The following is a 24,291-nucleotide window of genomic DNA, read 5'->3' as shown; positions in this document are numbered from 1 at the left end:
CTCCCTGGCTATGGTGAGGCGGATGGGAGCCTCTCCCCGCGGCGCGGGAAGAGGCGTTTCTCGTGTCACGCGCGCTTCAGCACGGCGGCGACGGCCGAGCCGAACTCGGCCGGGCTCGGCGCCACGGCGAGGCCGTAGGACTTCATGATCTCGGTCTTCTCCGCGGCGCTGTCGCCGGTCGCCGAGATGATGGCGCCCGCATGGCCCATGCGGCGACCCTTGGGCGCCGTGAGGCCGGCGACGAAGCCGACCACCGGCTTGGAGAAATTCTCCTTGATCCAGGCCGCTGCCTCGGCCTCCTGCGGACCGCCGATCTCGCCGATGATGAGCACGGCTTCCGTCTCCGGATCCTGATCGAACAGCACGAGATGATCCAGGAAGGACGAGCCGTTGATGGGATCGCCGCCGATGCCGACCGAGGTCGAGATGCCGAGCCCGAGCTCCTTCAGCTGCGAGGCCGCCTCATAGCCGAGCGTGCCGGAGCGCGAGATGAGGCCGACATTTCCCTGCTTGTAGATATGGCCGGGCATGATGCCGAGCATGGCCTTGCCGGGGCTGATGATGCCGGCGCAGTTCGGCCCGACCATCGTCGGACGCTTCTCGCGCGGATAGCGCAGGAAGTAGCGCTTCACGCGCATCATGTCCTGCGCAGGAATGCCGTCGGTGATGGAGCAGATGAGGCGAATGCCCGCATCCGCCGCCTCCATGATCGCGTCGGCCGCATAGGGCGGCGCCACGAAGGTGATGCTGGTGGTCGCCCCGGTCTGCTTCACCGCCTCGCGCACCGTGTCGAAGATCGGCACGCCATGCACGGTCTTGCCGCCCTTGCCCGGAGTGACGCCGGCGACGACATTGGTGCCGTAGTCGATCATCTCCTTGGCGTGGAAGCTGCCCTTGTCGCCGGTGATGCCCTGAACGAGGATGGGCGTTTTTTCGTCGATGAGAATGCTCATTGTTTCCTCCCGGCCTCGCCGCTCACTTCACGGAGCGCCAAGCGGCGACGGCCTTTTGGGCGGCGTCGGCCAGCGAATCGGCGGTGATGACATTGATGCCGCTCTCGTCGAGCAGCTTGCGGCCGGCCTCGACATTGGTGCCGGCGAGACGCACGACGAGCGGCGCCGTGATGTTGGTCGCCTTCACCGCGTCGATGACGCCCTGCGCGACCCAGTCGCAGCGATTGATGCCGGCGAAGATGTTGACGAGCACCACCTTCACATTGGCGTCGGAGAGCACGAGACGAAACGCCGTCGCGACGCGCTCGGCCGAGGCGCCGCCGCCGACATCGAGGAAGTTCGCCGGATTGCCGCCCGCGTGCTTGATCATGTCCATCGTCGCCATCGCGAGGCCCGCGCCATTGACGATGCAGCCGATCTCGCCGTCGAGACCGATGTAGTTCAGCGCATGCTCGAGCGCCTGCGCCTCGCGCGGGTCGGACTGCGAGGGATCATTCATGTCGACGATGTTGCGGCGACGGAACAGGGCGTTGTCGTCGAAGGACATTTTCGCGTCGAGCGCGAGAACCTTGTCGTCCTTGGTGACGACCAGCGGATTGATCTCCAGCATGGTCGCATCATTGTCGCGGAAGGCGCGATAGGCGCCGAGGATCGACTGAACCGCGCGCGACACCTGCTTGAGATTCAGGCCGAGCTGAAAGGCCAGCTCGCGCGCCTGGAAGGGCAGCAGGCCGACGGCCGGCTCGACGATGACCTGAAGAATAGCGTCGGGATCGGTCTTGGCGATCTCCTCGATCTCCATGCCGCCATGCTTGGAGGCGATGACGCGCACGCGCTCGAGCTTACGGTCGAGGACGAAGCCGAGATAGAGCTCGCGCTCGTAAGGGTCGGCGAGCTCGACATAGACGCGCTGCACCGGCTTGCCTTCCGGCCCGGTCTGCTTGGTGACGAGACGCTTGCCGAGCAATTCGCGCGCGGCCTGCTGAACCTCGTGATAGGTGCGGCACAGCTTGATGCCGCCCGCCTTGCCGCGCGCGCCGGCGTGAATCTGCGCCTTCACCACCCAATGCGAGCCGCCGAGCTCGGTCGCCGCGTAAACGGCCTGATCGGGGCTGAAAGCGACGGTGCCGGGGGGCACGGCGACGCCGCAGCTCGCCAATAATTCCTTGGCTTGATACTCATGGACGTCCATGTTTCCTCTCCCCTTGCAGTTTTATCGCCGGCTCGAGAGTGAAATTACGAGCCGATCTTGTCTCTCACGACCTTGTAGACGGCTTCGGTCTTCTCGGCGGCGGCGGCCAGCAGAGCCTCGACCTCGCCGATCTGTTTCTCTGCGAACTCGCGATCCTTGATCGCTTTTGCATTGATGTAGACGTTGAGCGCGGCGCTCCGCAATCCGGCATTGGCCGCGAGAACGGCGACGCCGGCGTCGCTGATAACGTTGAGATTGCCTTTGTCGGCGGCGGCCTCGGAGAGGACGATCACCTCGAAGCAGGCCTTCACCGCGCGCAGCGGCGCGAGCGTGGCCTCCTTCAGCGCGGCCTGAATGGCGGCCGAGCGCGCGGCCTTGTCCTCATCGGTGGCGCGCGGCAGGCCATAGGCGCCCATCACCGAATTGAAGGCGACGACATCTTCGTCGATCGCGGCGGTCAGCTCGGCGCGAACGCGCTCGGCCTCGGCCCGCGCGGCTTTGAGATCTTCCTCGACGGATTCGTAATTCTTCTTGCCGATGGTGAGATTGGCGACCATCGACACTAGCGCCGCGCCGATGGCGCCCATCACCGCAGCGGCGCCGCCGCCGCCCGGCGTCGGACGCTCGCTGGCGAGATCGTCGAGAAATTTGCCGATCGTTTCGTCCTTGGTCATTCTCGTCGATCCCTCGAAAGTCAGGCGTTCGCCTTGGCCTGCACGTAGATTTCCTCGGCGTCGAGCACCTTGTCGGCGCTCTCGAACAATTGCGCGATGCAGGCGCGATGCAGCTTCAGCTTCAGGCCGCCGACGCCGAGCGCGCCAATGACGATCTTGCCATGACGCTCCTTCGCCTTGTCGATCGCCTCGACGCCGCCGATGCCGAGCGGCGGCTGCGCATTGACGTCCGCGAGCAGCTCGATCGTCGGATCATTCTGCCAATCCTGCTCTTCCAGCAGTTGCACGCCGATGGCGCCGGCCGCGAAGACGATATTGGTTCCCTTCACCGCCGCGGCGCGGGCGGCGTTATCGACCGCCTCGATCGCGGTGGGCGTGAAGCCGAAACGCTCCTGCAGCGCGGCGGCCGCCGCGTCGGCGCGCGACTTCTGGCGCGAGGTGATGGCGACCTCGGCGCCCTCCGAATGCAGGAAGGCCGCGGCGCGCAGGCCGACCGGGCCGGTGCCGGCGAGCACGATGGCCTTCTTGCCGGCGAGCGGCTTGGCCTTGGCGAGCAGCGCCACGCCCGCGGCGGCCGTCGTGTTGGAGCCGTTGGAGTCGAGCATCACGGAGACGCGGAAATTCGAGAAGAAGCGCTTGCGCACCGCTTTGAACAAGGTCTCGCCGGCGACCATATCGCCGCCGCCCACGAAGAGCGCGGTGAACTGCTTCTCCTTCGGACCGCGCGTGTATATCGCGCCATCGACCAGCGCGCCGACATTCGCAGGCGTCACATTGGCGTAGCCGATGACATGATCTGCGCCGCCGTCATAGGCGACGACCGTGTCGAACACGCTCGGGACCGCATCGGTGTCGAGAAGGAAGAGCAGCTTTTGAGTCATAGCAGTTCCTGTGAAAGGCTGTCCGTCATGGCCGGGCTCGTCCCGGCCATCCACGCCACGCAAGGCGCCCGACATGCGCCGAGTCATTCCTGTTTCGTCTCGACCGCTCCACCGCCGTTCGGCGTGGATGGCCGGGACGAGCCCGGCCATGACGCCTGGTCGGGCGCGAGACTGCAACTGCGCTTACGCCGTCACCAGATTGCGCGGCGCGCCGGCGACGAAGGCGTCGACATTGTCGATCAGCTGATCGGCCAGCACCTGCATCGCCTCCTTGGAGGCCCAGGCGACATGCGGCGTGACGATGAGATTGGGAATCGTCGGATCGAGCAGAATATTGCCCTGCTTGGGCGGCTCGACGGTCAGCACGTCGAAGCCCGCGCCGGCGATGACGCCATTGCGCAGCGCATCGGCGAGCGCCTGCTCATCGACGATGCCGCCGCGCGCGGTGTTGATGATGATCGACGTCTTCTTCATCGAGGCGAGCTCTTTCGCGCCGATGAGATTCTTGGTCTGCGGCGTCAGGGGCAGATTGAGCGTGACGACATCGGCCTCGCGCAGAATGGTCGGAATGTCGACGATGCCGGGGCCGGGAACGACGTCATTGATGAGCAGCTTCATGCCCAGCGCCTCGGCGCGCGTCGCGATCGACTTGCCGAGCGCGCCATAGCCGATGATCCCGAGCGTCGAGCCGGCGATGTCATAGATCGGATAGTCGAAATAGCAGAACTGGTTCGACTCCTGCCAACGGCCGCGGCGCACCGAATCCACATAGTTCACGAGATTGCGGCGCAGCGCGAAGATCAGCGCGATCACATGCTCGGGAAGCGTGTTGAAGGCGTAATTGCGGATGTTGGAGACGGTGATTCCATTGGCCGTCGTATAGGCCTTGTCGATCACGTCGGTGCCGGTGGCGGCGACGGCGATCAGCTTGAGATCGGGAAGCTGCTTCAGCGCTTCCTCGCGCAGCGGAACCTTATTGGTGATGGCGATGGTCGCGCCCTTGAGGCGCTCGACCACATCGGCCGGAGAGGTCTGCGCATATTCCGTATAGTCGTGCGGGAAATTCGGCTTGCGCAAATTGGCGTCGAGCGTCTCGCGATCGAGAAAGACGATTTTGTGCGACATGTTTGCTGCTTCCCCCGAAGTCGCTCGGCCGTTTCGGCTCGACATTTTGCGACGTCGAAACGTCGCGTCTCGTTTTGAAGAAGCGGCCTCGCCCGCAAAGGGGCGAGGCCGCGAATCATCAGGCCTGGAGGATCGGATTGGCGCGATAGACGGCCTGGGCCGCCGCGACGCCGCTGCCGGCCGTGACCGGAATGCCGACGTCGAGCATCGCCATTTCCGCGCCCGCGATGGCGCCGAGCAGCATCAGCTCGTTGAGATCGCCGAGATGGCCGATGCGGAACACCTTGCCGGCGACCTTGTTGAGGCCGGCGCCGAGCGCGAGATTGTAGCGCTTATAGGCGATCTCGATGACCTTGGCTGCGTCGAAGCCTTCCGGCACCACGATCGCGGTCACAGTGTCGGAGTTCCACTTGGCTTCCTTGGCGCAGGGCTTGAGGCCCCAGGCCGCGACCGCGGCGCGCACGCCCTCGGCGAGATGGTGATGACGCGCATAGACCTGATCGAGGCCTTCCTCGAACAGAACATTGAGCGACTCGCGCAGGCCGTAGAGCAGCGGCAGCGCCGGCGTGTAGGGGAAGTAGCCGGTGGCGTTCGCCTTCACATGATCCTGGAAGTCGAAATAGGCGCGATGCAGCTTGGCGGTCTCGCCGGCCTTCAGCGCCTTCTGGCTGACGCTCATGATGGCGAGGCCGGCCGGCAGCATGAAGCCTTTCTGCGAGCCGGAGACGGCGACGTCGACGCCCCACTCGTCCTGCTTGAAGTCCAGCGAGCCGACGGAGGACACGCCATCGACGAAGAGCATGGCGGGATGCTTGGCGTTGTCGATCGCCTTGCGCACGGCGCCGATGTCCGAGGTCACGCCCGTGGCTGTCTCGTTATGCGTGGCGAAGACGGCCTTGATCTCGTGATTCTTGTCGGCCTTCAGCGTCTCTTCGATGCGGTCGGGATTGTTGCCGACGCCCCACTCCTCGTCCTGCTCGATCACATCGAGACCGATGCGCTTGGCAAGGTCGATCCACAGATGGGTGAACTGGCCGAAGCGCTGCGCGATGACCTTGTCGCCGGGCGACAGAGTGTTGGTGATCGCCGCTTCCCAGCCGCCGGTGCCCGAAGCCGGGAAGATGAAGGCCTGAGCGCTCTCGGTCTTGAAGACCTTCTTGAGCTGGGTGAACAGCGGCAGCGTCAACTCGGGGAACTTCGGCGAACGATGGTCCTCGGAAACGACATTCATCGCGCGCAGGATACGGTCCGGAATATTGGTCGGGCCGGGAACGAACAGAAAATTGCGGCCCGGAATTCTGGAATTCGACATGTCTTGGGCTCCCTTCGAGCTCATCGGTTCGAGTTTGTTTTCGTCGGACGCGGGGAACGAGGCCCGGCGCCCGTTGCTTCTTCCCGCGGCGGCCGCGCTCAGAGCGGGCTCTGATCGCTCGAACGAGATCGTTCGAGCGAAGAGCGCTCTAGAACAGGCCGGCGATCCGCCCGTCCGCGCCGACCTCGATATTGTTGGCGGCGGGAACCTTGGGCAGGCCCGGCATGGTCATGATGTCGCCGCAGACGACGACGACGAATTCCGCGCCCGCCGACAGCCGGAGCTCGCGCACCGGGATCACATGACCCGAGGGCGCCCCCTTGGCGTTGGCGTCGGTCGAGAAGCTGTATTGCGTCTTGGCGATGCAGACCGGCAGATGGCCGAAGCCCTCTTTCTCCAGCTCCGCGAAGCGCGTCTTCACCGACGGATCGAGCGCGATGTCCGAGGCGCCATAGAGCTCGCGCGCGATGGTGCGCACCTTCTCCACCAGCGGCAGATCATCGGCGTAGAGCGGCTTGAACTGCGTGGGCTTGGCCTCGATCGTCGAGACGACCTTATGGGCGAGCTCCGCCGCGCCCGGACCGCCCGAGCCCCAATGATCGGCGAGCACGCAATCGACGCCCTCGGCCTGGGAAAGCTTCTGCAGCAGCTCGATCTCCGCCTGCGTGTCGGTGCTGAAGCGGTTGACGGAGACGATCACCGGCACGCCGAACTTCTGCACATTGGCGATATGGCGCTTCAGATTGGCGAAGCCCTTCTCCAGCGCCGCGACATTCTCGACCTTCAGATCATCCTTGGCGACGCCGCCATGCATCTTCAGCGCGCGAATTGTCGCGACGATGACAGTGACGTCCGGCTTGATTCCGGCCTTGCGGCATTTGATGTCGAAGAACTTCTCCGCGCCGAGATCGGCGCCGAAGCCGGCTTCCGTCACCACATAATCGGCGAGCTTCAACGCCGCCTTGGTGGCGATGACCGAATTGCAGCCATGCGCGATATTGGCGAAAGGCCCGCCATGGATGAAGGCCGGATTATTCTCGAGCGTCTGCACCAGATTGGGGGCGATGGCGTCCTTCAGCAGCGCGGCCATGGAGCCCTGCGCCTTCAGCTCGGAGGCGCGGATGTTCTTCTTGTCGCGCGTCTGCGCGACGATGATGTCGCCGAGCCGGCGCTGAAGATCCTCGAGGCTGGTGGCGAGGCAGAAGATCGCCATCACCTCGGAGGCGACGGTGATGTCGAAGCCGTCCTCACGCGGGAAGCCATTGGCGACGCCGCCGAGCGAGGAGACGATCGAGCGCAGCGAGCGGTCGTTCATGTCCACAGCGCGGCGCCAGGAGATGCGGCGCGGATCGATGCCGAGCGAATTGCCCCAATAGACGTGATTGTCGATGAGCGCGGAGAGCAGATTATTGGCCGCGCCGATGGCGTGGAAGTCGCCGGTGAAATGGAGGTTGATGTCCTCCATCGGCACGACTTGTGCATAACCGCCACCGGCGGCGCCGCCCTTCACGCCGAAGCAGGGGCCGAGGCTCGGCTCGCGAAGGCACATGATGGCCTTCTTGCCGATGTGATTGAGCGCATCGCCCAGGCCGACCGTGGTGGTCGTCTTGCCTTCGCCGGCGGGCGTCGGCGTGATGGCGGTGACGAGGATCAGCTTGCCGTCCGGGCGGTCCTGCAGGGAGCTGAGATAGTCGAGGGAGATTTTCGCCTTGTAATGTCCGTAAGGCAACACATGTTCGGCGGGGATGCCGAGCTTCTCGCGGGCGACGTCGACGATCGGACGCATGGACGCCGCTTGAGAGATCTCGATATCGGATTTGGGAGAAAGATGCTGGTTGCCTTTCCCGCTGGCCGGGATGGACGTATCGGACATTACAATTTCTCTCCCCTCGCAGAAAGCGTTTCGCCCGCCCTCGAAGATTTATCCGGGCCGAGTGGCCATGCCCCGCGCAGTGGAAATCCCTGCGCGCGCCGCCAACGACCGTCGGGCCAAGACCGAGAAACCCGGTCTTCGCCGTCATTGTTCCGCGAAACTAGAACCTTCCGATAGTTTCATCAAGAACCACGGCTGGCGGACATTCGGCCCTGCGACATCGTCTCCTGCCCGCAAGACGCCGATCGATATCCGCGGCCCCGTGGCTATGGAGAGATCGAAATTCCTCGTCAAGCGAAAATATCAGGCGATATAGCCCACAGTTTCCGCGGAAATCGAGCGATTGCGACGCTCTCCTCTTCGTTCGGAGTCGCGTCCCGCTCTCTTCGCACATTCGAACAGCCGGGGCCGTCCGCCCACCCTTTACCTATCCGATCAGAGCGTTCGTGATCGACTGGCATGGCGCGCGCGCCGCGGCCGGCTCGTCCCGTATAGGTTTGAAAATCAATATCCAGAGTGGGAAATATAGTCCCGTGCGCCCGCGCTCCCGATCGAAAGGAGCGTATAAGCTCGCGCCAGAGCGTCGTCGCGGCCCACCCGTACCCCTTCGAGCGGGGGAGGGGAGGGTCGCTCGACGAATGGGGTAGCGCCTACCCGCCCGTCACTCGGGAAAAAAAGTCAGGGCGAGGCCATTGATGCAATAGCGAAGACCGGTGGGCGGCGGGCCGTCGGGAAACACATGGCCGAGATGCGAGCCGCAGCGGCTGCAATGCACCTCGGTGCGGGTCATGCCATGGGTGTGATCGACGGAGGTGGCGATGGCGCCGTCGAGCGGATCGAAGAAGCTGGGCCAGCCCGTGCCGCTCGAGAATTTCTGGCGCGTAGCGAAGAGCGGCTGATCGCAGCCGGCGCAGGAGAACACGCCAGGGCGCTTCTCCTGGTCGAGCGCGCAGCTGCCCGGCGGCTCGGTGCCATGGCGGCGCATTATGACATATTGATCGGGAGTGAGGCGCGCGCGCCACTCCTCCTCGGTACGGGTGACGGGGAATTGATCTCCGCTGGTCATGGCGTCCTCCTCGAGAGCGTTCGGTTCGCCGCCGGCGACATGACGAAGCTTATCGGGACCGGGCGTCACGGAGAAGATCGTTTCCGCGCCAGTGGGGAGATTCCATGCGGAAAAGCGCGGCGCCCCGCGGGCCGCCTCCTATGAGCATGATGTTTCGCGCGTGGCGCGAGAGAAGCATGCTCGGGCGCGGAGGCCGCGAAGCTCGCGGCCTTCGACCTCGCGAGCGACGCGTCTTTAGTAGAAGGGCGAGTAGATCGCCTTGCTGGCCTCGGCGACGACATCGCCATTGTAGAGCCGCACCGTCAGCGAGCCGCCGAGCTGCTGCGCCGCCTCGGCGAGATAGCCGGTGGCGTAGGCCTTGGCGTTCTCGAGCGAGTCGAATTCGTAGAAGCCGCCGATTGTGTTGGTGTTGATCCCGCTGAGCCAAGTCTTGCTCTTTATGCCGGGATTTTTCTTCATCGCGACATCGATCTCTTTCCAGGGGATTTGCTCGAAAGGAATCGACACCTGAATTTCAGCGTAGAGAAATATCTTCTCACCCATGCCGGCCTCCGCGAATCTCTCGCGCCTCACGCGCATTCGGCGGCAATTAAAATCATAATCCCACTAGTCTAACAACGCTAATTTTCGTCGTAGCGGCAGCATGGCAATATGACAGTTTTGTTTTATATGCGACAATTCGCCTGCCCAATTTTTATCTCTTGATATTTTCGATATGATTTAGCAGCATCTGCGCGAACCGACGCGGAGGCATTCGTGACCGAGGCTTACTACTCGCAGAAGACCCACGGCCCTTTCGAGACGCAGGCGCTCGGCGATTTCGATCTCGTGAGCGGAGAGAAGATACGCGACCTCGAGATCGCCTACGCCACTTTCGGAAAGCTCTCGCCGGCGCGCGACAACGCCGTGCTGTTTCCGAGCTGGTATTCCGGCTCGTCGAAAATTCTCGAGCTCGCCTATGTCGGCCCCGGCCGCGCGCTCGATCCAGAAAAATATTTCATCATCCTGGTCAATCAGATCGGCGCCGGCCTCTCCAGCTCGCCGAGCAACACGCGCGCACCCTTCGGCGCCGCGCGCTTTCCCAAGGTCGAGATCGCCGACGACGTGCGCGCGCAGCATCGTCTGGTGACGGAGACATTCGGAATCGAGCGCCTCGCTCTCGTGCTCGGCGGCTCCATGGGCGCGCAGCAGACCTATGAATGGGCCGTGCGTTTTCCCGAGGCGGTGCGCCGCGCCGCGCCCATCGCCGGCCTCGCGCGCGGCACGCCGCATAATCGCCTGCTGGTGCAGACATTCATCGACGCGATCACCTCCGATCCCGCCTTCGAGGAGGGCTGGTACGAGCGCGCCTCTCGCGTCCATCGCGGCTTGCGCCGACATTCGCGCGTCTTTGCTGCCTCCGGCTTCTCTCCGGCGCTCTACAACACGCGCGGCTTTGCGGAGCTGGGCTTCACGACGACGGATGATTTCGTCACCGGCTTCGTCGAGAATCACTTCCTGCCGCAGGACCCCAACAATCTTCTTCTGCTGCTGCGCAAGTGGCGCGACGCCGATGTCTCGCGAAACGCCGATGGCGATCTCGCGACGGCGCTCGGCCGAATTCGCGCAGAGACCTCCGTCATCGCCATCGACGAGGACGGATTCTTCCCGCTCGCCGACATAGAGGCCGAGCAGAAGCTCATCCCCAAGAGCCGATTGCGCCGCGTTTCGTCGACTTGGGGCCATCTCGCTCTCTTTGGAGCGGACGCCGCCTATAATTCGGCGATCGATCGCCATCTCGCCGAGCTGCTCGCCGCCTGACGGCGCGCGAATTCCCTGTGCAAGCGTAAAGGAGGAGCAAGCAATGTCGAACGTCACCGCCGAGGCCGTCGTCATTCCCGCCGACCGTCCGCCGATCGATCCCTATCCGCTCAGCCCCTATGTCGCTTGGGCGGGCAATCGCAATCGCGATCCGATCCTCGACGTGTTCAAGGAAATTTTTCCAAAGAGCGGCAATGTGCTCGAGCTGGCCAGCGGCGCCGGCAATCACATCAATTATTTCGCGCCGCACTTCAAGGAGCTGTTCCTGCAGCCTTCTGATTACGACGCCGATGTCTTCGAGACGATCAAAGCCAAGCGCGCGGAAGCCGGCGCCGCCAATGTCGCCGATCCACTGAAGATCGATCTCACCAACTCCGAGACCTGGCCCGATGCGAAAGATCGCCTCTATGACGTGATCTTCGTCGTCAATCTGTTCCAGGTCGCGCCCGTCGCCATCGCCGACGGCATCGCGCAGCTCGCGGCGAAGCTGCTGGCCAAGGACGGATTCGTCGCCATCTATGGCCCGTTCAAGGTGGAGGGCGGATATACGACCGCCTCCAATGAAGCCTTCGATAAGGAAATCCTCGCCGCCCAGGTCTCCGAATGGGGGCTGAAGGATGTGCGGGACCTCGAGAAGGCGGCCACGCCGCATGGAATCGCGCTGAAGAAGATCGTCGATCTTCCGGCCAATAATTTCATCCTGATCTTCGGCCGCGCCTGACGATTTCGAGGCTTCTCCCCGCCGCGAAGCGCGCGGGGAGAAGCGCGCGCCGCTCAGCTGGAATAAGTCTCCACCCGCGTGAAGAAATCGCGGATGCGCGGTACGATGTCGCGGCGGAAGCGCGAGCCGTTGAAGACGCCGTAATGGCCGACGCCCTCTTGCAGATAATGCTGCTTGCGGACTTCCGGAATATTGGCGCACAGCTCTTGCGCGGCGTAGGTCTGGCCGACGCCGGAGATATCGTCCTTCTCGCCTTCCACCGTCAGCAGCGCGGTGCGCTGTATGGCGGAAAGATCGATGATCTCGCCGCGGTGGCGCAGCAGGCCCTGCGGAATCTCATGGCGGATGAACACTTTCTCGACCGTCTCGAGATAGAACTCGGCGGCGAGATCCATGACCGCGAGATATTCGTCGTAGAAGTCGCGATGCTTCTCGGCGGAATCGCCGTCGCCCTCGACGAGATGGTTGAACATATCGAAATGCGCGGCGACATGGCGCTCGAGATTCATCGCCATGAAGCCCGAGAGCTGCAGAAAGCCCGGATAGACCTTGCGCCCGAACCCGGCATGGGGAAAGGGCACGCTGTGGATGCAATTGCGATGGAACCAGTCGACGCCGCGCTCCACGGCGAGGCGATTGACCGCCGTCGGGCTGCGGCGCGGATCGATCGGTCCGCCCATCAGCACCATGGATTCCGGCGCATCGACGCCGCCCTCGCCATCCAGCGCCGCAATGGCGCAGATGAGCGGCACGGACGCCTGGCAGACGCCGAGCGTATGCAGCGGAACGCCATCGTCGCGCTTCGACAAGAGGCGCAGCGCATCGACGAGATAATCGACATAATCGTCGAGACTGAAGACGCCTTTCTCGGTCGGCACGGAACGCGCGTCGCACCAATCGGTGATGTAGACGTCATGGCTCGGCAAAAAGGCCTCGACCGTGCCGCGCAGCAGCGTGGCGTAATGGCCGGACATTGGCGCGACGATCAGCAGCTTGGATTGGCGCGGCGCCTCGCCCTGGAAGATTCGCTGGAAATGCAGCAGCCGACAGAAAGGCCGCTCCCACACCACCTCCTCGACGATGGGCGTCGCCACGCCATCGACGAGCGTCTCGGGAAGATCGAAGACCGGCTTGCCATAGCGGCGCGTCATGCGCTCGAACAATTCCGCCGCCGCCGCGACGCTGCGCCCTACCGACGTATGCGCGAAGGGATTGAACGGGCTCTTGAAGGTCGTGAGAGTCGCGTCCGACATCGCCCGCGCCGGGGCGAAAGCCAGATGCATCATCTCATAGAACTGGTACGATATCCGGTCCATCTCTCCACGCTCCCTTCATGCGCGGCCGCCGCTCATTCGAGCTGTGCTGCGACGCACAAAAAAGAAATTATAGCATAGTCAATGTCTCCTGAAATGAAATCTGGTGATGTTTTGCGCTAGGCGCCAAAAATTTTTCACTTCGCCCGCTCGAGCACCAGCTAATCTGCTCAATTACTGAGCAACACCAGAGCGGCGCCTGCGAAAGCGCAGATCGCCGTCGCCGCGGCGCAGCTGAAAATCCGCAAGGCGCGGCGAATATCCGCCGGCGTCGCCTCTGCGCGGCCCGAGCCGAGCCAGACGCCCGCGACCTCATGGGCGCCATAGGCGCGCGGGCCGCCGAGCCGCAAATCCAGGGCGCCGGCCATCGCCGCCTCCGGCCAGCCGGCGTTGGGCGAGGCATGCGCGCCCGCATCGCGCAGGCAGGTCGAAATCGCGGCCCGGAAGGAGGTCCCCGTCAGCGCGGCGCCTATCGCGATGAGAGCCGCCGAGAGGCGCGCGGCGGGAAGATTGAGGAGATCGTCCAATCGGGCGCTCGCCCAACCGAACGCTTCGTGTCGCATCGTCCTGTGGCCTATCATGCTGTCGGCCGTATTCACGCCTTTGTATATGAGTGCCCCGGGCAGTCCGAACAAGACGGTGGCGAGGGCCGGGCCGATGACCCCATCCGAGAAATTCTCGGCGAGGCTTTCGATCGCCGCCCTGCTCACGCCCGCCTCATTCAGCCGCGAGACGTCGCGTCCGACGATTTTTGCGACGCTGGCGCGGCCGCGCTCGAGCGAACGGTCGAGCTCCTCGGCCACATCCTTCACATGCGAATAGAGGCTGCGCTGGGCGTAGAGGCTCGAGGTCAGCACGGCCAGCGGGACAATCCCGAAAGGCAGAGCGAGGCAGGCCGCCTGCAGCAGAAGGCCGATCCCGCAAGCGATGGCGACGACGATGAGGATCGCGCCGACGCCGGCGAGACGACGCAGCAGCGGCGGCGCGCCACCCCGATTGAGCCGGCGATCGAGCGCGGCGATCAGCGCGCCGATCCAAGTGACCGGATGGCCGATGGCGGCGAAGAGCCATTGCGGATAGCCGATCGCCGCCTCGATCGAAAGACCGAGCGCGGCGAGCGCCAAATTATCCGCGAGAGCAGCGAGCAAAGCTCAGCGGCCGTAGAGGCCGGTGAGGCTCGCCTTGGCGAGGACATTCTGATTGACGATGAAGCCGACGAGCGAGGCCGTCGCGCCCTCCGGCGCCTCCACCGTCTCGATGCTCAGCGCATAGATGGTGAAGACATAGCGATGCGGCGGATCGCCGACCGGCGGGCAAGGACCGCCCCAATGGGAAAAGCCATAGTCGTTGCGGATCGGCTTCGCGCCCGCCGGGAGACCAGCGTCGCCCACCGCTCCGGCGCCTTGCGCCAGCGCGCGCGTGGAGGCGGGAATATCGACGACGAGCCAGTGCCAGAAGCCGGCGCCGCCGGTCGGCGCGTCGGGATCATGACAGAAGAGCGCGAAGCTCTTGGTTCCCGCCGGCGGCTCGCTCCAATTCAGCTGTGGCGAGACATTGTCGCCCGTGCCGCCGAAATCGTTGAAAACGAATTTGCGATCGATGGTCGCGCCCTCGGCGATATCCGGGCTGGACAGCGAAAAGCCGCCGCCCGCGGCCTCCGCCGGCGCGAGGAGAATATGGAAATCGAGGAGATTGCGCGTCATTTCGGCCCCCTGTCTCGCTGCTCTGGACGAGGACATTCTTCTAGTCCAACTCGCGCGCAGTGTCGCGCGGAGAGAATGCGGTTTATGTGTCGCCCATGACAGACGCGGACCCGACAAAACCCCCGCTGCGCCGCGGCTGGACCACCGGCGCCTGCGCCACTGCGGCGGCGCGGGCGGCCTTCGTCGCGCTCGTCTCCGGGCGCGAGCCGCCCGATCCGGTGGAGATCGGCCTGCCGGGCGGAAGGCGCGTCGCCTTCGCGCTCGCGCAATTCACCCGCGGCGAGGACTATGCCGAGGCCGGCGTGGTGAAGGATGCCGGCGACGATCCCGACGTCACCCATGGCGCGCTGATCCGCGCGAAGGTGCGGCGCGCGCCGGCTGGCGCGGGGGTGAGCTTTGCGGCCGGCCCCGGCGTCGGCGTGGTGACGCGCCCCGGCCTGCCGCTGCCGCCGGGCGAGCCGGCCATAAACCCCGTTCCCCGCGCCATGATGCGGCAGGCGATAGCGGAAGCCGCCGCCGAGCTCGGCGCAGCGCCGGACGCGCAAATCGAGATTTCCGTCGAGAATGGCGAGGAGCTCGCCCGCTCGACCCTCAACGGAAGGCTCGGCATAATCGGCGGGCTCTCCATTCTCGGCACGACGGGAATCGTCGTGCCCTATTCCTGCTCCGCCTGGATCGACAGCATCCATCGCGGCGTCGACGTCGCCCTCGCCTGCGGCCTCGACCATATCGCCGCGACCACCGGCTCCACCTCGGAAGACGCCGTGCGCAAGCTCTACGGCCTGCCGGAGGAGGCGCTGATCGAAATGGGCGACTTCGCCGGCGGCCTGCTGAAATATTTGCGCAGGCATACGGTTCCGCGCGTGACCCTCGCCGGCGGTTTCGCCAAGCTGACCAAGCTGGCGCAGGGCCGGCTCGACCTTCACTCCAGCCGCTCCTCGGTCGATCTACCCGATCTCGCGGCGACCGCCCGCGCGGCCGGCGCCGGCGAGGCGCTCTGCGCGGCGATCGAAAAAGCCAATAGCGCGCTGGAGGCGCAGGCGACCGCCCGTGGAGCCGGGCTGGACCTCGCTGCGCCGATCGCGCATCGCGCATGGGACACGGCCGCAGCGGCGCTCGCCAATCCGGCGACCGCGCTCGAGATCATCGTCGTCGGCCGCGACGGCGCCATACTCGCAAGCTCAGGCTTTCGCCCAGCGATTCGCGGAGAGGACCCCCAAAAGTGAACAAGCCCGCCGCCGGCTTCTCGCACGCCGATCTGAGTAGAGGCGAGATGCTGCAGATCATGATCGGGCTCGGCCTCGCCATGCTGCTCTCGGCGCTGGACCAGACCATTGTCGCCACCGCTCTGCCGACGATCGGCCAGGACCTCGGCGATTTCGAGCATCTGCCCTGGATCGTCACCGCCTATCTCGTGGCCGCGACCGCGCTGACGCCGCTCTATGGCAAGCTCGCCGATATTCATGGCGTGCGCGTGATGCTGCTGATCGGCATCTTCACCTTCGTGCTCGGCTCGCTCGCCTGCGCCGTGTCGCCGACTCTCACCTTGCTCGCCATCGCGCGCGCGGTGCAGGGCGCGGGCGGCGGCGCGCTCATCGCGCTGGCGCAGACGATCATCGCCGATCTCGTCAGCGTGCGCGAGCGCGGCCGCGCGCTCACCTATTTTTCGGTCGTCTTCGCCGGCGCCAGCGTCGGCGGGCCGATCCTCGGCGGCGTCTTCGCGGAATATCTGCATTGGTCGCTGATCTTTTGGATCAATCTGCCGCTCGGCCTCGCGGCTTTCTTCATGACCTATTTCAAGCTGGCGCGGCTGCCGCTGCGCCGCCATCCGCATCGCGTCGATGTCGGCGGCGCCGCGCTGCTCGTCATCGCGTCGGTCGCCTCGCTGCTCGCGCTCTCCTGGGGCGGCGTGCGCTATCCCTGGGGCTCGGCGCCCATTCTCGCCATGCTGGCCACGGCGCTCGCCGGCTGGGCGATCTTCGCCTGGCGCACCAAGACGGCGGAGGAGCCTCTGATCCCGCTCGCCGTGCTGGCCGACGACGTCATTCGCAACGCCATTCTCGCGGGCGGATTCGGGCTCGGAACCTTCGTCGCGCTGACCATGTATATGCCGATTTATTTCGAGGGCGCGCTGCGCCTCTCAGCCGACCAATCCGGCCTCGCGCTGATCCCGCTGACCGTGGCGACAGTCACCGGCGCCACCATCTCTGGACGGCTGCTCGGCCGTGTGCGCCATTACAAGGCGGCGCCGCTGACGGCGCTCGTTCTCGCTTTCGTCGCTCTGCTCGCCGCGCGGCAATTTCTCGCCGATCTGCCGCTCGCCGCGCTGGATGCGCTGCTGGCGATCGTCGGCCTCGGCGTCGGAGCCATGCTGCCGGTGACGACGGTCTGCGTGCAGAGCGCGGCGCCGGGGCATAATCTCGGCACGGCGACAGCGGTGATGCAATTCTCGCGGCAGCTGGGCGCGGCGCTGATCGTGGCGATCATGGGCGCGATCGTCATCGGCGCCGGCCATGGCGCTCTCGTGGCCGAAGCCGCCACCCGCGCCGATGTGGAAGCGCTGCGCGAGACCTTCCGCACGGCTTTTCTGGTGGGGGCGATGTTCATCGCTCTGTGCTTCTTCTTCCTCGCGCGCATGGAGGAGAGGAATTTGCACGGGGAGGGGTGAGCGTCGCCTCGCCCATCATGCGTATATCTCGCGCCATCGAAAATCGACGGCGCGAGATGTCGGTCTTGCTTTCGTCAGCTGTTCCGGCGCGCGGCCGTGTGGATGATCGTGCCCACATGCTCGCCGCGCAGAGCGGCAGTGAGGCGGCCGGGGACGAGGCCGTTCACGATCTGCACATGATCGATATGGCGCGCGGTCGCCATCACCTCGAGCAAGGCGCGGTCGAAGGGCAGCGTGCCCTTGTGATCGGCGAGCTCGGAGAAGCTCGTCTCGCGGATGAGCTGCGCCTTCTCGCCGTCCGGACCGTTGGGATCGCTCGTGTAGAGACCGTCCACATCCTCCACTATCGTGAGGCCGGCGGCGCCATAGGCGTCGGCGAGCAGGAAGGCGCCCGTGTCGGCCCGATGCGGCGGGATGCGCGAGCCCGGGAACTCATGATGGTGATAGGGCGGAAAGCCGCTGCCCACCACGGCGCGGGTCGCGCTGAGATGAATCGCCAGCTGATTGGCGATGGTCGGATGCTCGATATAGGAGACGCCTTCCGGCGCGAGCAGCGACGCGAGTATGTGGCCGTTCTGGCCGGCCTCGCTCGCGGCGAGCGGGGCCAGCGAGCCGACCGGCAGGCCGAGATCGAGCCCGACGCCATAGAGGTGACGCGCGCGCACGCCGGCGCCGGTGAGGAAGAGCAGCCGATGCTCGGGCATGAGCTTTCGGATCTCCTCCACCAGCGGCAGGATCGCCTCGGCGCCGCGATCCATGATGGCGCGGCCGCCGATCTTCACCACCTGCAGCCAGGGCAGCACGCGGATCGGCCGCTTGCCGGCGACGGGGCGCGTCAGCTCGGAGTCGAGAAGGGTCTGCCGCGCGAGCGGAGAGGCGACATGCTTGATGTTGTAAGTGTGGGTCATGGTCTGTCTCAGCTCGCGGTGATGATGGTGCCGACATGCTCGCCGGAAAGAGCGCGGGTCATATTGCCGGGCACGAGGCCGTTGACGATCTGCACCTCGCGGATGTGACGCGCGGACTTCAGCAGATCGAGCAGCGGAAATTCGAGGATCGAATCCTGCAGGCCCTGCTCCTTCATCTCGTCGACCGTGATCTTGGGGATGAATTTCGCATTCTTGTCGGTCTTGGGATTGGCGGTGAACAGGCCCTGCTCGTCCTTGACGAAGATCATGGCCTTGCAGCCGAATTGCTCCGCGATGAGGAAGCAGCCCGCGTCGGTGCGATAGGGCGGAATGACGCCCTCGGCCGCCGGACGCATCCAAAGATTATAAGGCGGCATGCCGCTGAACACGACGGCGTTGACCTCCTGCAGATAGAGCGGCACAGCCGAGAGGCCGGCGCCTTCCACCGCGGAAATGCCGTGCTTGGCGAGCAGCTGTCCGAGCATCGCGGCGTTCTGATCGGCGACCGAGGCGCCGAGCTGCGAGAGCACGCCCGCCGGCAGGCCGACGCCCGCCGCTATGGAATAGAGATGACGCGCGCGCGTGCCGGCGCCCGTGCCGATCAGCATCTGATGCGTCTTGCGCGCGGTGACGATCTCATCGACGAGCGGATAGACCGCCGAGCGGCCGCGATCGATGATGCTCTGCCCCCCGATCTTGATCACCGACGCGTCCGGCAGGATGCGAAAATCCTCGGCCTTGTCCGCCGCCGCGAGAAGTTCCACGTCGGTGAGCGAGCGCTGCATGAGGATCGCCTCGAGCTCCGCTGTCGTATGTGCCATCAGTGACGCCTTTCGTCATTGTTGCTGCTGTCGTCGACTACATGCGTGTAGGTAGAACGCGTTGAAGAGTCTCGCAATATGCGAAAACGATGCGCGATTGGCGGGAAAGCCGCAAATTTCCGGCTTCTTCTACTTTGTCGGAAAAAACAACGAAAAACGCGCATTTCTAGACAGTCAGCTAGTCGCGGAGCGGGGCGCGTCAAGCATGCGGCAAAGTCGCACGTCGCCTCGGCGCTCGCGCCCGATAGCGCCACCGCAGTCACGAGAGCTTCATTGCGCAGCCATCGCGCTGAGATCGGGCGTCGCTAGCTTGGCCTGCCGCGACGCTCACGGCGAGCGCCGGCCTCGAGATTGGAAAAGTGCTTTTCCTCTGAAAATGCGAGGGCCACATGAACATACGTCTGCTTTTGAAGAGCGCCTGTCTCGCGACGACGGCGCTCACCGCGACGTCGATCACGATCTCCGCCAAGGCCGATCCGTCCACACGGACGCCGATCAAGCATGTCATCATCGTCGTCGGCGAGAATCGCACATTCGACAATCTCTTCGGCGGCTATCGTCCCGCCGCCGGTCAGAGCGTCGACAATCTGCTGAGCAAGGGCATCATCAAGGCCGATGGAACGCCCGGCCCGCATTTCTCCGAGGCGGCGCAGAACATCGGCTCCGATCTCCATCATTATGAGGTGGTGACGCCTTCGACCGGCGCCTACGCCACGCTGCCGCAGCCCTACACCACTTATGCGGCCGGCGTTCCCCAGGGCGTGCCGGATACGCGCTTCCCGACCGATCTGCCCAACGGGCCTTATCAGATCAGCAAATATGTCTCCTACGCCGCTTACACCGGCGACCCCGTGCATCGCTTCTTCCAGATGTGGCAGCAGTGGGACGGCGGCAAGCTCGACAAATTCGTCTGGGTGGAGAAGACGATCGGCACCGGCTCCAACGGCAAGCCCCCCGCCGGCTTCGATCCCAAGGAGGGCGCGATCTCCATGGGCTTCTTCAACATGAACGCCTATACGGACGCGCATGGCGTCGCGCAGACCGGCGACGCGCCCTATTTCAAATCGCTCGCCGATTCTTATGCGATCAGCGACAATTTTCATCAGGCGGTGATGGGCGGCACGGGCGCCAATTTCCAGGCGATCGTCACCGGCCATGCGGCCTTCTATACCGATCCCGCGCGTCTCGACGGCTCGCCCGCGACGCCGCCCGTCAATCAGATCGAGAATCCCGATCCGGTCAGCGGCACGAATAATTACTACACGCAGGACGGCTATAGCGGCGGCTCCTATGTGAACTGCCATGATCTCTCGCAGCCGGGCGTCGCCGCTGTCGATCAGCAGCTGCGCAGAAACGGGACCTATGAGCGCAAATGCGCGCCGGGGCATTACTACCTCGTCAACAATTACAACATGTATTGGAACGAGAAGCCCTCGGTGACGCGCGCGCTCGGCGCGACGAACTTCACCCTGCCGCCGCAGAAGGCCTCGACCATCGTCGATGTGCTGACCGCGCATGGCGTGTCGTGGAAATATTACAGCGCCGATCGCGGCGACGATCCCACCGTCTTCGCCAATTCCGTCGATGGCGTGAATTTCCCCGTGGCGGGCGGGGCGCCCTTCCACGCCTATTGCGGCATTTGCGATCCGCTCACCGGCTATCTGCAGGTGATGACGACGAGCGAATACGCCAAGCTGCAGAACTATGGCGCTTTCCTGACCGATCTGACCGATGGCGCGCTGCCGGCCGTCTCCTTCGTGCGTCCCTTCGAGGCCTTCGCCGCGCATCCTGCCGATTCGACCAGCCATCTCTATGAGCAATTCCTGAAGACGCTGATCGCGCGCGTGCAGGGCTCCTCCGCCTGGGACTCCACGGCGATCTTCATCACCACGGACGAAGGCGGCGGCTATTACGACTCGGGCTATATTCAGCCGGTGGACTTCTTCGGCGACGGCACGCGCATTCCGCTCATCGTGGTCTCGCCCTACGCCAAGAAGGGCTATGTCGACCATACTTATTACGACCATATCTCGCTGCTGAAATTCATCGAGCGGAACTGGAAGCTGCCGACAGTCTCGCATCTCAGCCGCGACAATCTGCCGAACCCGATTCCCTCGCGCGAGAATCCCTATATTCCCGCCAATCGGCCGGCCATCGGCGATCTCGTCGATCTCTTCGTCTTTGCCGATCGAGATCACGATCACGACGACGATCATGATCACGACCATCACGGCCATCACGATCACCGCCGTGACCGCTGAAGCATGAGTGGAGGCCGCGTCCGCAGCGACGCGGCCTCATGAAACGAAAAAGGCCGCGCCTCTTCGGCGCGGCCGCGTCATTTCGTGAGATCGGTTCTCTTCAGAAGCCGACGCCGACGAGCACGAAGCGAGGGCAGGCGATGGTGTCGCAACGCCGCGGGGCGGGGCGCAGCGCCTCCGCTACAGGCGTCGGAAGGAGGGGCGCGCGCGCCTCTATGCGGCGGCGCGGCGGCGCCGAATGATGCGCGAGCGCGCCGGGCCGCCGGGCGATGCGCCTGACCTTGCGATGCGCGGCGGCCGGCGCCGGCCGCGCGACGACCGAGCGCTCGATCACGGGCGGGAGAGGCGCGACATCGACGACCGGAGCGGTCTCGGGGACGCGGACGTCGAGCTGGGCGACGGCGGCGGGGGCCATATCCGCCGGGGATGCGGCGGGCAATTCGAGCGCCAGCGCGGAAAAAGATACGCAAGTGGCGAAGATCGCCGCAGCAAGCCGCATGGCCTCATCCTTTCGTCTCAGAAGGCGTCGCCTCGGACGTTCCCCGTCCGGGCCTTTGGAAAATTCGTTAAACGGCGCACACGCTCGAAACCGCGTCGATATTACGACGCCGAGAATCCTTCAAAAGCGTTGATGCTCTCGAATGTTCCGGCACACTAGACGATTTCGCCCGCCTTGGCCAGCGATTGGGCAAGGGGGCGGCAGAGTGGCGGTGGGCATGCCGAATTTCGCCGAGGCGCCAAACGCATCGCTTCGAATATCGAGAATGAATCGGCACGCCGTTCAACGATACAGAAGCGCTAGATCTCAAGCATATGGGTTAGTTGCCGGCGTCCCTGCGCCGTCGGTCCAGATGTCGTCGGGAAGGGAGCGATCTCGATGGCAGACCCGATCATGATCCGGATATGTGATTTTATCGATAGGCGCACGCGCGCCCATAACCAGGCAGCGAGTTGGTTGTTCGCTGCGGTTGTGCAGATGGTGGCCAATCGCGACGCCAGCTTTGAAAGCGGCTGCATCGCCAGCGCGGAGAATCGTTTCGGTAGCGCCCTCGATCAGCGTTACTTCGCCTTCCAGGACATAGAGCAACTCGTCCTCAGCGCTGTGCCAATGCTCGAGGGAGGACAGTGACCCGGGCTCGAGGATCTCGATGAGGGCGCCGAACTGCGTCAGCCCCGCCGCTTCACTGATCCAGAGCGTACTCGCTGGTCCGCAGACATCGCCGGGCTTTCGATCCTCGGTCACGAATTGCGTTGGTCTGATAGCGGGCATTGCACACGCTCTTTTTTGCTTCCCATGGGGAAGCGCTCGACCTTGGAGGACGGACGCCAAACTACGCCAATATCCTGTTGGAAGCAGCATAATCCCAAAAGTCTGAAGAGCGAAGGTAGGTATGCGAATTAGACCGCCTCGACAACGCAACGCGCCCAAATCGGAAAGCCGTGACGCGGCCACTGTTTGACCTCGAACACGTTCTGATCCTCGAGGAGCCTGCACGAAATTCTTGTCGATATCGAATGACCGCTCAGGGGCAAAATGCGAATTTCAAAACGGCCCGGATTTCGCTCGAGCGCAGCTCCGGGCGCGCTCAGCGGCCGCCGCGCGGCCGCGAATAGACGCCGGTTCGGCCGCCCTCGAACCGGCGCGACAGGCCGCCGCGCGGCGTGACGGTCAGAGCGAGCCGATCGAATTTCATCGGATCGTCCATGCTCGCCTGAAATTTCGAGACGGCGAGCGTCACCACATCGCCCTGGCGCGACCAGCAGCCGGAGGCGATCTCGTCCAGCGCGCCATAGGCGAGCATATAGTCGAAGCGCCCGTCCGGCCGCAACAGCAGCTCGGAGCCGGTCTCCATCACGCCGCTGAGATAATAATGGCCGGCGAGCGAAGGATCGCCGGTCTCGCAGCCGGCCGCTTCGGCCGCGGGCAGCGTCGCCGCGAGGGCGAGCCAAAAGGCTCGCACGCGCGCCGCCCGGCGGGGGATCACTGCGCGTTCTTCATCGCGGAGGGCAGCATCGCCGGATCCTCCTCGATCAGCTTTTCTATGCTGCGATCGTCGATCGGCTTGGCGGCCGCCGTGGCGACCGGCTGCGCCTTCAGCCCGGTCTGATCGGCGAGCCATTCCCGCCATTGCGCATGGCTGCCGTTGAATGTGTTCTGATCCACGGCGACGGAGATTCCGGGCACATGCCCGTCGGAGCGATATTGCCAGAAGGTCCATTTGCGGTCGCCATAGCGCACCGCCGGATGATATTTGGTCGAGCGCACCCAGATCGGATATTCCGCCAGCGCGCCGGAATGCAGGATCGCCTGATAGAAATCCACCGAGCTGTAGATGATCGGCTTCTTGCCGTAATGGCGCTCCATATCCTGGAGCATGACGCGCATGTCGCGCAGCACTTCCTCGCGATAGAGCGTGCGCTTGCAGCTGCGCGAGGTGGGCGTCGCCTCCACGTCCAGCACCGGCGGCAGCGCGTCCGGCTCCACCGGCACGACCGATTTGAAAAAGCCGGTCTCCTCATGCGGGGGCCGGCACCAATAGACGAAATGATAAGCGCCGCGCGGCACGCCGGCCGCCTTGGCCGCCGCCCAATTGCGCTGGAACTTGGAGTCGAGCGCGTCGCCGCCCTCGGTCGCCTTGATGAAGGCGAAGCCGACGCCGGACTCCTTCACCGCCTGCCAGTCGATATCGCCCTGATATTTGGAGACATCGACGCCATGCACGGAGAATTCGGCGCTGCGCGTCGCCGGATAGGCGTGCAGCTGCGACTCCGGCACCGCATAGGCGAGATAGGTCGGGTCCTTGCGCGTGTTGACCAGCGGCGCGCTGGTCGCAAAGCGCGGGCGCGCGCTATAGGACGGATCCACGGCGCTGCCGCAGCCGGAGAGGGCCGTGGAAAGGAGGACGGCGGCCGCAGCCGCGAAAATCTCGTTCGATCGCATTGCGCGAAAATATCCCGCAAGCCGGTAACGAAGCGTTAATTCCCCAAAGCCGGCGCGATTCGCCACAGTCTCGGCCGCG

23 protein-coding genes are annotated in these 24,291 nt (G+C 64.6%); 5 read left to right on the top strand and 18 right to left on the bottom strand.

From position 1 onward, the window contains the following. Positions 1-65: 65 nt before the first annotated feature. From sucD to EDE12_RS03245, 9 genes are all read right to left on the bottom strand, one after another. Positions 66-953, bottom strand: coding sequence for a succinate--CoA ligase subunit alpha (gene sucD, locus EDE12_RS03285; RefSeq protein ID WP_018267462.1), 888 nt, complete (start codon positions 951-953; stop codon positions 66-68). Positions 954-975: 22 nt separating this feature from the next. Beyond that, the gene (locus EDE12_RS03280; RefSeq protein WP_024878008.1) at positions 976-2,145 is read right to left on the bottom strand and encodes a malate--CoA ligase subunit beta; all 1,170 of its coding nucleotides are present in this window, start codon (positions 2,143-2,145) and stop codon (positions 976-978) included. Between the two features lie 44 nt (positions 2,146-2,189). Beyond that, positions 2,190-2,819: a methenyltetrahydrofolate cyclohydrolase gene (gene fchA, locus EDE12_RS03275; RefSeq protein WP_026599703.1), complete on the bottom strand. Its 630-nt coding sequence runs from the start codon at positions 2,817-2,819 to the stop codon at positions 2,190-2,192. 20 nt (positions 2,820-2,839) lie between these two features. After that, on the bottom strand, positions 2,840-3,700 hold the full coding sequence (locus tag EDE12_RS03270; protein WP_024878010.1) for an NADP-dependent methylenetetrahydromethanopterin/methylenetetrahydrofolate dehydrogenase: 861 nt from the start codon (positions 3,698-3,700) through the stop codon (positions 2,840-2,842). 183 nt (positions 3,701-3,883) lie between these two features. Beyond that, positions 3,884-4,825, bottom strand: a complete 942-nt coding sequence (locus EDE12_RS03265) for a D-2-hydroxyacid dehydrogenase (protein WP_024878011.1) — start codon at positions 4,823-4,825, stop codon at positions 3,884-3,886. A gap of 118 nt (positions 4,826-4,943) precedes the next feature. Next, positions 4,944-6,137 (bottom strand): aminotransferase class V-fold PLP-dependent enzyme, encoded by a 1,194-nt coding sequence (locus EDE12_RS03260; protein ID WP_024878012.1) that lies wholly within the window; start codon positions 6,135-6,137, stop codon positions 4,944-4,946. A gap of 148 nt (positions 6,138-6,285) precedes the next feature. Beyond that, on the bottom strand, positions 6,286-8,010 hold the full coding sequence (locus tag EDE12_RS03255) for a formate--tetrahydrofolate ligase (protein ID WP_024878013.1): 1,725 nt from the start codon (positions 8,008-8,010) through the stop codon (positions 6,286-6,288). 661 nt (positions 8,011-8,671) lie between these two features. Then, a complete protein-coding gene (gene msrB / locus EDE12_RS03250) occupies positions 8,672-9,076 on the bottom strand; it encodes a peptide-methionine (R)-S-oxide reductase MsrB (protein WP_026599704.1) in 405 nt (134 codons plus the stop codon). A 234-nt stretch (positions 9,077-9,310) separates the two neighbouring features. Next, entirely contained in the window at positions 9,311-9,619 is a 309-nt protein-coding gene (locus EDE12_RS03245; protein WP_018267453.1) for a YdhR family protein, read from the bottom strand. 213 nt (positions 9,620-9,832) lie between these two features. Between EDE12_RS03245 and EDE12_RS03240 the strand changes: the two genes are divergently transcribed. Both EDE12_RS03240 and EDE12_RS03235 read left to right on the top strand, forming a co-directional pair. Beyond that, positions 9,833-10,876, top strand: a complete 1,044-nt coding sequence (locus EDE12_RS03240) for an alpha/beta fold hydrolase (protein WP_024878015.1) — start codon at positions 9,833-9,835, stop codon at positions 10,874-10,876. Between the two features lie 43 nt (positions 10,877-10,919). Continuing rightward, a complete protein-coding gene (locus tag EDE12_RS03235) occupies positions 10,920-11,597 on the top strand; it encodes a DUF938 domain-containing protein (RefSeq protein WP_026599705.1) in 678 nt (225 codons plus the stop codon). Between the two features lie 53 nt (positions 11,598-11,650). Here the strand turns inward: EDE12_RS03235 and phaZ are convergent, their stop codons facing one another. From phaZ to EDE12_RS03220, 3 genes are all read right to left on the bottom strand, one after another. Continuing rightward, entirely contained in the window at positions 11,651-12,913 is a 1,263-nt protein-coding gene (phaZ, locus tag EDE12_RS03230) for a polyhydroxyalkanoate depolymerase (RefSeq protein WP_024878017.1), read from the bottom strand. A 167-nt stretch (positions 12,914-13,080) separates the two neighbouring features. Next, the gene (gene cbiB / locus EDE12_RS03225) at positions 13,081-14,058 is read right to left on the bottom strand and encodes an adenosylcobinamide-phosphate synthase CbiB (protein WP_026599706.1); all 978 of its coding nucleotides are present in this window, start codon (positions 14,056-14,058) and stop codon (positions 13,081-13,083) included. Between the two features lie 3 nt (positions 14,059-14,061). Further along, the gene (locus EDE12_RS03220) at positions 14,062-14,613 is read right to left on the bottom strand and encodes a YbhB/YbcL family Raf kinase inhibitor-like protein (RefSeq protein ID WP_026599707.1); all 552 of its coding nucleotides are present in this window, start codon (positions 14,611-14,613) and stop codon (positions 14,062-14,064) included. Positions 14,614-14,708: 95 nt separating this feature from the next. Between EDE12_RS03220 and EDE12_RS03215 the strand changes: the two genes are divergently transcribed. Together EDE12_RS03215 and EDE12_RS03210 are read left to right on the top strand one after the other, a co-directional pair. Next, positions 14,709-15,839 (top strand): cobalt-precorrin-5B (C(1))-methyltransferase, encoded by a 1,131-nt coding sequence (locus EDE12_RS03215; protein WP_036291989.1) that lies wholly within the window; start codon positions 14,709-14,711, stop codon positions 15,837-15,839. Continuing rightward, the gene (locus tag EDE12_RS03210) at positions 15,836-17,281 is read left to right on the top strand and encodes an MDR family MFS transporter (protein ID WP_026599709.1); all 1,446 of its coding nucleotides are present in this window, start codon (positions 15,836-15,838) and stop codon (positions 17,279-17,281) included. The genes EDE12_RS03215 and EDE12_RS03210 overlap by 4 nt, the downstream gene beginning before the upstream one ends. Before the next feature lie 74 nt (positions 17,282-17,355). On the opposite strand, the gene EDE12_RS03205 is transcribed toward EDE12_RS03210, so the two are convergent. After that, a complete protein-coding gene (locus EDE12_RS03205) occupies positions 17,356-18,189 on the bottom strand; it encodes a molybdenum storage protein subunit alpha (protein ID WP_024878022.1) in 834 nt (277 codons plus the stop codon). A gap of 8 nt (positions 18,190-18,197) precedes the next feature. Beyond that, positions 18,198-19,010: a uridine kinase gene (locus EDE12_RS03200; RefSeq protein ID WP_024878023.1), complete on the bottom strand. Its 813-nt coding sequence runs from the start codon at positions 19,008-19,010 to the stop codon at positions 18,198-18,200. 389 nt (positions 19,011-19,399) lie between these two features. On the opposite strand from EDE12_RS03200, the gene EDE12_RS03195 reads away from it, so the two are divergent. Next, positions 19,400-21,271, top strand: a complete 1,872-nt coding sequence (locus EDE12_RS03195) for an alkaline phosphatase family protein (RefSeq protein WP_024878024.1) — start codon at positions 19,400-19,402, stop codon at positions 21,269-21,271. 100 nt (positions 21,272-21,371) lie between these two features. On the opposite strand, the gene EDE12_RS03190 is transcribed toward EDE12_RS03195, so the two are convergent. The 4 genes from EDE12_RS03190 to EDE12_RS03175 all read right to left on the bottom strand — a co-directional run bounded on the left by EDE12_RS03190 (position 21,372) and on the right by EDE12_RS03175 (position 24,212). Beyond that, positions 21,372-21,770, bottom strand: a complete 399-nt coding sequence (locus EDE12_RS03190; RefSeq protein WP_026599710.1) for a hypothetical protein — start codon at positions 21,768-21,770, stop codon at positions 21,372-21,374. Between the two features lie 306 nt (positions 21,771-22,076). Next, complete coding sequence (locus tag EDE12_RS03185) at positions 22,077-22,541, bottom strand: cupin domain-containing protein (protein ID WP_084484753.1); 465 nt, start codon at positions 22,539-22,541, stop codon at positions 22,077-22,079. 316 nt (positions 22,542-22,857) lie between these two features. After that, positions 22,858-23,256, bottom strand: a complete 399-nt coding sequence (locus EDE12_RS03180) for a hypothetical protein (protein WP_051592592.1) — start codon at positions 23,254-23,256, stop codon at positions 22,858-22,860. Then, positions 23,253-24,212, bottom strand: a complete 960-nt coding sequence (locus EDE12_RS03175; RefSeq protein WP_024878028.1) for a GH25 family lysozyme — start codon at positions 24,210-24,212, stop codon at positions 23,253-23,255. The genes EDE12_RS03180 and EDE12_RS03175 overlap by 4 nt, the downstream gene beginning before the upstream one ends. Positions 24,213-24,291: the final 79 nt, after the last annotated feature.

It is taken from the genome of Methylosinus sp. sav-2 (assembly GCF_004366495.1).
Lineage (GTDB): Bacteria > Pseudomonadota > Alphaproteobacteria > Rhizobiales > Beijerinckiaceae > Methylosinus.
The sequence above is the reverse complement of the archived record's forward strand: the minus strand, read 5'-3'. Positions and strand labels throughout refer to the sequence as shown.